Source organism: Microcoleus sp. Pol10D4, assembly GCF_036701555.1.
Classification (GTDB): domain Bacteria; phylum Cyanobacteriota; class Cyanobacteriia; order Cyanobacteriales; family Microcoleaceae; genus Microcoleus.
In genome coordinates, this window is record NZ_JAUBRA010000130.1 from 1 (window position 1) to 6,271 (window position 6,271).

6 protein-coding genes are annotated in these 6,271 nt (G+C 43.2%); 4 read left to right on the top strand and 2 right to left on the bottom strand.

Going from position 1 to position 6,271, the window contains the following annotated elements; genetic code table 11:
- Window positions 1–34 precede the first annotated feature (34 nt).
- On the bottom strand, window positions 35–2,560 hold the full coding sequence (locus tag QUA36_RS30385; protein ID WP_333460062.1) for an NACHT domain-containing NTPase: 2,526 nt from the start codon (window positions 2,558–2,560) through the stop codon (window positions 35–37).
- 526 nt (window positions 2,561–3,086) lie between these two features.
- On the opposite strand from QUA36_RS30385, the gene QUA36_RS30390 reads away from it, so the two are divergent.
- Together QUA36_RS30390 and QUA36_RS30395 are read left to right on the top strand one after the other, a co-directional pair.
- Window positions 3,087–3,374, top strand: coding sequence for an ATP-binding protein (locus QUA36_RS30390; RefSeq protein WP_333460063.1), 288 nt, complete (start codon window positions 3,087–3,089; stop codon window positions 3,372–3,374).
- A gap of 54 nt (window positions 3,375–3,428) precedes the next feature.
- Window positions 3,429–4,145, top strand: a complete 717-nt coding sequence (locus QUA36_RS30395; RefSeq protein WP_333460064.1) for a response regulator transcription factor — start codon at window positions 3,429–3,431, stop codon at window positions 4,143–4,145.
- A gap of 23 nt (window positions 4,146–4,168) precedes the next feature.
- Here QUA36_RS30395 and QUA36_RS30400 read toward each other — a convergent pair whose 3' ends face one another.
- Window positions 4,169–4,573: a gamma-glutamylcyclotransferase gene (locus QUA36_RS30400; RefSeq protein ID WP_333460065.1), complete on the bottom strand. Its 405-nt coding sequence runs from the start codon at window positions 4,571–4,573 to the stop codon at window positions 4,169–4,171.
- Between the two features lie 120 nt (window positions 4,574–4,693).
- On the opposite strand from QUA36_RS30400, the gene QUA36_RS30405 reads away from it, so the two are divergent.
- Both QUA36_RS30405 and QUA36_RS30410 read left to right on the top strand, forming a co-directional pair.
- Window positions 4,694–5,293, top strand: coding sequence for a glyoxalase-like domain protein (locus QUA36_RS30405; RefSeq protein WP_333460066.1), 600 nt, complete (start codon window positions 4,694–4,696; stop codon window positions 5,291–5,293).
- Window positions 5,294–5,571: 278 nt separating this feature from the next.
- Complete coding sequence (locus tag QUA36_RS30410) at window positions 5,572–6,051, top strand: hypothetical protein (RefSeq protein WP_333460067.1); 480 nt, start codon at window positions 5,572–5,574, stop codon at window positions 6,049–6,051.
- Window positions 6,052–6,271: the final 220 nt, after the last annotated feature.

Sequence of the window (6,271 nt, forward strand, 5' to 3'; positions counted from 1 at the left end):
GCCTATCTTTTTTTAGCACACATTGGCTCAATCCTCACCACCTCTCGGTTTCAGGCTGGTTGTCACCCCCCCAGGCGATCGGCAACAGCAATGTCTCCTCAATTTCCTGCCGCACAGCAGGAGATACATTACAACCGCTATTGAGGCAATCTACCAGCAATTTATTAGCATCGTAATACTTTCTCAGCAATGACTTCTGCTGTTCGCTAAATTGCCAATCGTGACCTATATTGCGATACTTAATCATCACATTTATTAATTGCTGAGTCCAATCTTTACCTTTAGCTTCCCACCACTCCCGCTCGCTTTTCCACCACTCCTGTATTCTGTTTTGATATGCTGAAGCATATAGTTGGTCTCTGAGTTGTTGCAGAGATTGCTTCAATTCAGGTTCCCGATTTAAATTGAGAGTAAAGGCGACGATAGAGAGAAGATTTCGACCTGATGCAGCAGCATAAAGATAGGGAATATTAAGGTCCATTGCATAGACCTTTGCAACGTCAAAAACAATATCAGTAGCCAAATCAGAGTCACGTTCAGTAGCCAATTGAGAGTCACGTTCATTGTCATAATAAGAAGTAAAGTTCAACAAAAAAAGTCTAAGGGGTGGTTTAAAGGTATGGTCAATGGCATAACCAAGAATACGGATCAAACTAAGGTCAAAATTCAAGTCCGAACGAGGGTTACTAACGCGCTCTACCTCTCGACCCAGATAAAAAGCACGGATAGCTGATGGTTTATAGGGAGCCTTAATAGAAAAAGATTTATTTCTTACCCACATTAGGAACTGCTGCAACTGCTGATCATCAGCGACCAGTCCATCAACTTGCTGTTTCATTGACAGCAACGAGTCATCAGCTTTTTGCAACATCCCAACTGCTAAGAACAAGACTTCTCGCCAACGCTTCTCGGTCAGGTGGCTGAGCAGTTTTTCCAAAGCTTGTCGATCGGAATTGTTAACTATTTCTGTAGCAGTAAAATACTCTTGGAATGTTAGATGAGAAAACGAATAAATTCCTCTTGCCCTTTCCACTAATAATCCATGTTGTGCCTCGATCGCCTTCAGCACAACCTCACTATCCATTTCCAACTGAACGGGGTCAGTTGTGGCATCGGGTAAGTTAGCCAGATAGTCGGCAATCAATTGCTGAACTGTGTTTTTTTCAAAAAAATAATCGCCCCGCTCAAAAGTAATAGCTGCCACAAAAGCAAGTAAATGTTTCTTGCGGCACAAATTCAAATTGCGATAAACTTCATCCCGTTGAATGCCTCTAGTTTCATCCCATTTTCTGAGCATAATTTCCAGTCCTTCCTCATACAACTTGCCTCGGTTGGATGGAAAATCTGCTTGGGCTTGGAATACTAAACAAGTCAGATTAAGCAAAATTGGCGTTACTGCAAGTTCTCGGATTTGCTGATTCTTTTGCAGTTTTAGCTGCTCTACAAATTGAGACGCTAAAGCTTTACCTGCCTCCATATTCTGGGAAAATGCCACAAACCAATTGCGAGCAAAGGCAGCGATTTGCTTGTTATTAAAATCTGCTACCTCCACACAGGTAAAAGCTTCGTCGTAAAATCGGTACTTAGAAGCGGCAATTCGACAGGTAATAATAAACTGATTGTTGTAATACTTTTGGACAAACTGACGAATCTGTCTGACGACTGCATCGCTATCTGATTCTGGCACTTCATCTAAGCCGTCCAATAAAATCAAACCTCTGCCTTGACTGAGTACGAATTCAGTTTGCGATCGCGCCTCAACTCCGCAACTGGCAAATTCGTCGCTGATATATTCTAATAAGTCAAGATTAGCGATTTCAGCAAAGGTTTTCAGAGAGATAAAAATCGGTATTTTGTTTGCTTCAAATTCAGAGCGATCGCACTGAATGGCGATGTGTTTCAAAAAAGTAGTTTTACCGGAGCCCGGTTTGCCGAGTACCATCAGTTTAGAGTGAGATTTCACCGCATCCAATCCGGGTACTCGTTTCTGGCATACTTTACCTAATCCCAAGCGGTTAAAGTTATCCGCATCTGGGTTGAACTCTCTGAGTAAATCGCTAATTTCTCCCGGCTGCCAACTGGTAATTTCCTCCAAAATGTTGACTTCAACGTAGAGGTTGCTGACCTCGACGGGCTGTGCAATATCCAACAGTTGCATTTTGCTGTAAAGCTGTTGGATTTTGCTGTGGCATTTTTGCCGTATCTCTTCCACTACCGAATCAATAGGCTGTTGGCAAAAATCTCTAACCCCCCCAACCCTCCCTTGGTAAGAGGGGGCTAAAGGAGGACGATCGACAATTTCTTCCCAATTCAACTGCAAAACCGTGCAAAAAGCCTTGAAAGCATTAGCTTTAATGGGTTCTCTTCCTCCTAAAAAGCGCCTCCAAGTTGGCAGCGACAGGCCATCGGCATAGGGCCCGGCCTCTGTCCAAGTTCGATCGGGTTCTAATTTTTGACTAGCTTCTACTAACCATTTGGGGTCTTCTATCGTCGATCCCCTTTCTCTTCTAGCTTGCCTAATTTTTACTAATCCCTCCTCAGAGGCTTGGAGGGTCGTCATTATATAATTTACTTCTTTAATTGTCAATGTCAATTTTAGATCAGTTTAGCGATCGCAAACTGAGTTTGTCAAGACCCCAGCAACAAAGAGAAAATGATCCTGACAACAACTGCACGGCATACGGGAAAAGTCAGGCATAAATCCGGCAAAATTAACCCTTCAGAATGCCATTCTGTTGTGTCTCTAAAAATCACCTATTAAATAATGAGAAAGGATAGCAACATGAGAAATAGTATAAATGAAATTCCCTCCCGCGGAATAGGCATAAAACTTATTAGCAAAATTGCCGACAAGCTAAGCTATACACGCACTTCTGACGAGCAAAACTGTTTAATAATTGTGAAAAATTTTCATCCTGGTATAATCCCAGCCCAACAGACGAATCAATATGGTTATTTGAAGCGGGTAGTTAGTTTTTTAAAAGGTTTTAATTTGGGAATTAAAAAACCACAAAATCCACACTTTTATCCGATTTATGATCAGCGCATTAAAACAATCAACTTGCAACTAAATACTGACCTCAAGAGTGTTACACAAGTTTTATGGTGGGTCGAGCAGTTTTTTAGAGTATCTACCGATTCCCGAAGCAGTTCTGCAGCAGTGCAAACTTGCTACGATCGAAGGGTTTACAAATGCTGTTCGCCACGCTCACAAAAATCTGCCCATAGAAACTCCGATCAACCTTGAAATAACCGTATTTAGCGAACGCCTAGAAGTCAAAATTTGGGATATGGGAGAGCCTTTTGACCTCCAAGCTAAGTTGATTGAAGAATTGCCAGTTATTTGGAGCGAGCTGGGATTTATGCTTGACTAAAGCTGTTCTGTAATTTCCAGCTTTAAATTGACAAGAAAAAGAAACTTTTTTGTGATGACTATTGATACTACTCCCAAAATTCTCGTTGTGGATGATGACGCTTCCATCCGCACTCTAGTTCATCGCTTTTTAAATCAGAAATATCAAGTAGATTCCGCAGCAGATGGCGAGACGGCTTTAGAATTGTTTGAGAAATTAAAGCCACTGCTAGTCGTTCTAGATTGGAATTTACCAGATACTACAGGTTATCACCTCTGCCAGGAAATGCAGCGCCGTACTAATGTTTTTGTGATCATGCTAAGCAGCCGCACAGACGAAGCTGATAAACTCAAAGTTCTGTCTGCCGGTGCTGATGACTATATCTGTAAACCCTTTGGTTTGGCAGAGTTGGCAATTCGTATAGAAGTTGTGTTGAGACGGATGAGGCCTGTCACTCCATCACGTATTGTATTCGATCAATTCGCGATCGATTCAGCGCGCCGGGAAGCAACACTCAACGATCGCATTATCAATTTAACAGCCTTGGAATTTAAGATATTGTATTTTTTGGCAAGTCATTCCGGTCAATCTTGGAGTCGCCAACAGCTAATTGAAAAAATCTGGGGGTGGAACTGCAACGACATAGGAGAAGAGAAAGTTGTTAGCGTACATATCGCTCAGATTCGCAAGAAAATGATTGAAGTTGATGCTACGGGGTCGCAGTTTATTAAAACTATTCGGGGTTACGGTTACAGGTTCGATCCGCCGAATCGCACGGCAATGGCAATTTAGTAAGCTCATCGGCATTAACCACCTTATTTGGTGAAAAACCTATTTTCCCACCTGCCGTCGGGCAGCCAGATGCCTCCTAGGGAACGAACGCGATCGGGTAACATGAAGTAAGCCCAAGCCGTGTCTAAAGGTTTGAGGTGTCGATCGAAGATTTCGATTTCCTGCCGCTGATATTCGTTTTGTGTCGGTTCCCGCAGCGGATGATAGTCTTCCAATCGGTCTAAATCGTCCAAAATAGCCGAGTTTGCGAAACAGAGGAGAAAACCGCAGACTGTGCCATCTCCGGCCATCATCGCAGGATAGCCGATCGGCAGCGCAAAAAGTTGACCGCGGGCGATCGCGGGGCAAGCCTCCACAACTTTTCCTTCGCAGTAGCGGAGGTAGTTGGACTCCCCCGGTTTGAGTGTGCCGTATACAAAGACTTTCATCAGGTAGGGCTTAACCGCTAGTTTTTGCTAACATAGATGGCTAAGCTAATAGTTTAAGTCTCGCGGGCGATCGCGACTGCAATCTTGATAAATTTCGTTGTTTACCCTTTCTTATAATTCATGACTCTAGCAGTTAGTTTTATTGCTTTTGGACTTCGGCCTTTGTACTTGAGCTCTTTTTTGCCGTTCCTGCCCCTTGACAGCTTGTTTTCGACTCAAGGGATTATGGTGATGCTGCTGGCCGCCTATGCGGGGGCGATGTGGATGTTTCTCACCAGTGCTCCGAAGGTACACACCGTGATGGTATCGGATCTCGGACAAGCGAGGGAGTTCTATGAAGGTATGCTAAACCTGCCCGTAGCAGAAGTGCCACTGCACTACTACTACAATTACGAGCAAACTTTGGGGACAACTGGTATTGATCCGCTGTATTTGTCGCCGAATGTCGGGAGGGCAACGAGTTCTCAAACGCTGGGGAGTCCCGATGGTTTGTGGTATCAGTTGATGAAAAATACCCAACTGCACATTATTAGCGGGGCGGGTGTAGGGGAAAAAAATCGCCCGCGTCACGTTTGTTTCGATCGCGATTGTTTGGATCAGCTATTGATGAGGGTACAAACTCGTGGCATTAGTTATAAAATTCGTCGGGAAAAGCCTCTGAATTTTTTGGTTAAGGATTACGACGGCCGCGTCATTGAAATGGCTGAGGTTAGTAATTAAGTAGGTCGTTCTAATTAAACGTAAAACGATCTCGCGCGCTACCCCTGACTTCTTTTGTTGGGTAATATCATTCCGGTACAGCCGGAATGATATTAGTCGCGAACACGGCTCATCTCCTGAGAGATAGTCGCTCAATCAAAAAATGATAATAATAGTTGAGATTTTGGAAATATCACTATATTTTGGTTAAACTAGCTTGATTGGTTTCGGAAGATATTTTTATATCTCCAGAATAATCAGTAACTCTATTGTTAAGTAAAGCCTGGAGATAAGTAGAAATGACAGAAGTTGAAGCCATTGTGGCAAGTTTGTGGGAGCTTGATGATGATGTATTGGAAGCTCAGCTAGGCTCTCGCGTACAAGCCATAGGGGATGATGTTGCTGGACGTGGAGCAAGAGGGGTAGACCCAGCTTCCTTGGAATCTATTGATGTGAACTTTGCGGCTAGAGCAGCGATCGATCCAAGATTTTTAGATGCTGGTCGGCGAATTTTCGATCGCGTCAACCCCTTAGTTTACCAACTTATGTGCAAACCCATCGGAGACGATGCAGAGACTCAGAAGATTTTAGATGAAACAATAAATCAGAACTATACTAAAGCGGCTGGGATGTTGGCTCCTGTTTTAGTCAGTGGATTTGGGTTTGCTCCTGTTGTTGCTAGTCTCCTGGCAACTCTAATTATTAAAAAAGTTTCCAAATACCTGGCTACTGGAATTTGCGAGACTTGGGAGAAAAGTTTAGTAAAACCTGGAATCTGAGCTTTATACAAAGATTAGTAATAAAAATTACAGCGGATTCCAGGTTTATGAAGTACAGTAGCAGCAGCTTCTAAACCAATTTTTAAAGTGCTGTGGATTAACCAAATCAAGCGCAGTAGCTAGTAAAACGTCAACCATCTTGGGTAAGGATTCAGGTCTTTGATTGGGGAACAAGAGAAGGCATGAAAAAGTTACAAGAATGGGCAGATATAGCCTTACG

Excerpts from the sequence above, each read along its gene's own strand:
- QUA36_RS30410 (WP_333460067.1), top strand. The coding sequence starts at position 5,572 with ATGACAGAAGTTGAAGCCATTGTGGCAAGTTTGTGGGAGCTTGATGAT.
- QUA36_RS30395 (WP_333460064.1), top strand. The coding sequence starts at position 3,429 with ATGACTATTGATACTACTCCCAAAATTCTCGTTGTGGATGATGACGCT.
- QUA36_RS30385 (WP_333460062.1), bottom strand. The coding sequence starts at position 2,560 with ATGACGACCCTCCAAGCCTCTGAGGAGGGATTAGTAAAAATTAGGCAA.
- QUA36_RS30405 (WP_333460066.1), top strand. The coding sequence starts at position 4,694 with ATGACTCTAGCAGTTAGTTTTATTGCTTTTGGACTTCGGCCTTTGTAC.
- QUA36_RS30400 (WP_333460065.1), bottom strand. The coding sequence starts at position 4,573 with ATGAAAGTCTTTGTATACGGCACACTCAAACCGGGGGAGTCCAACTAC.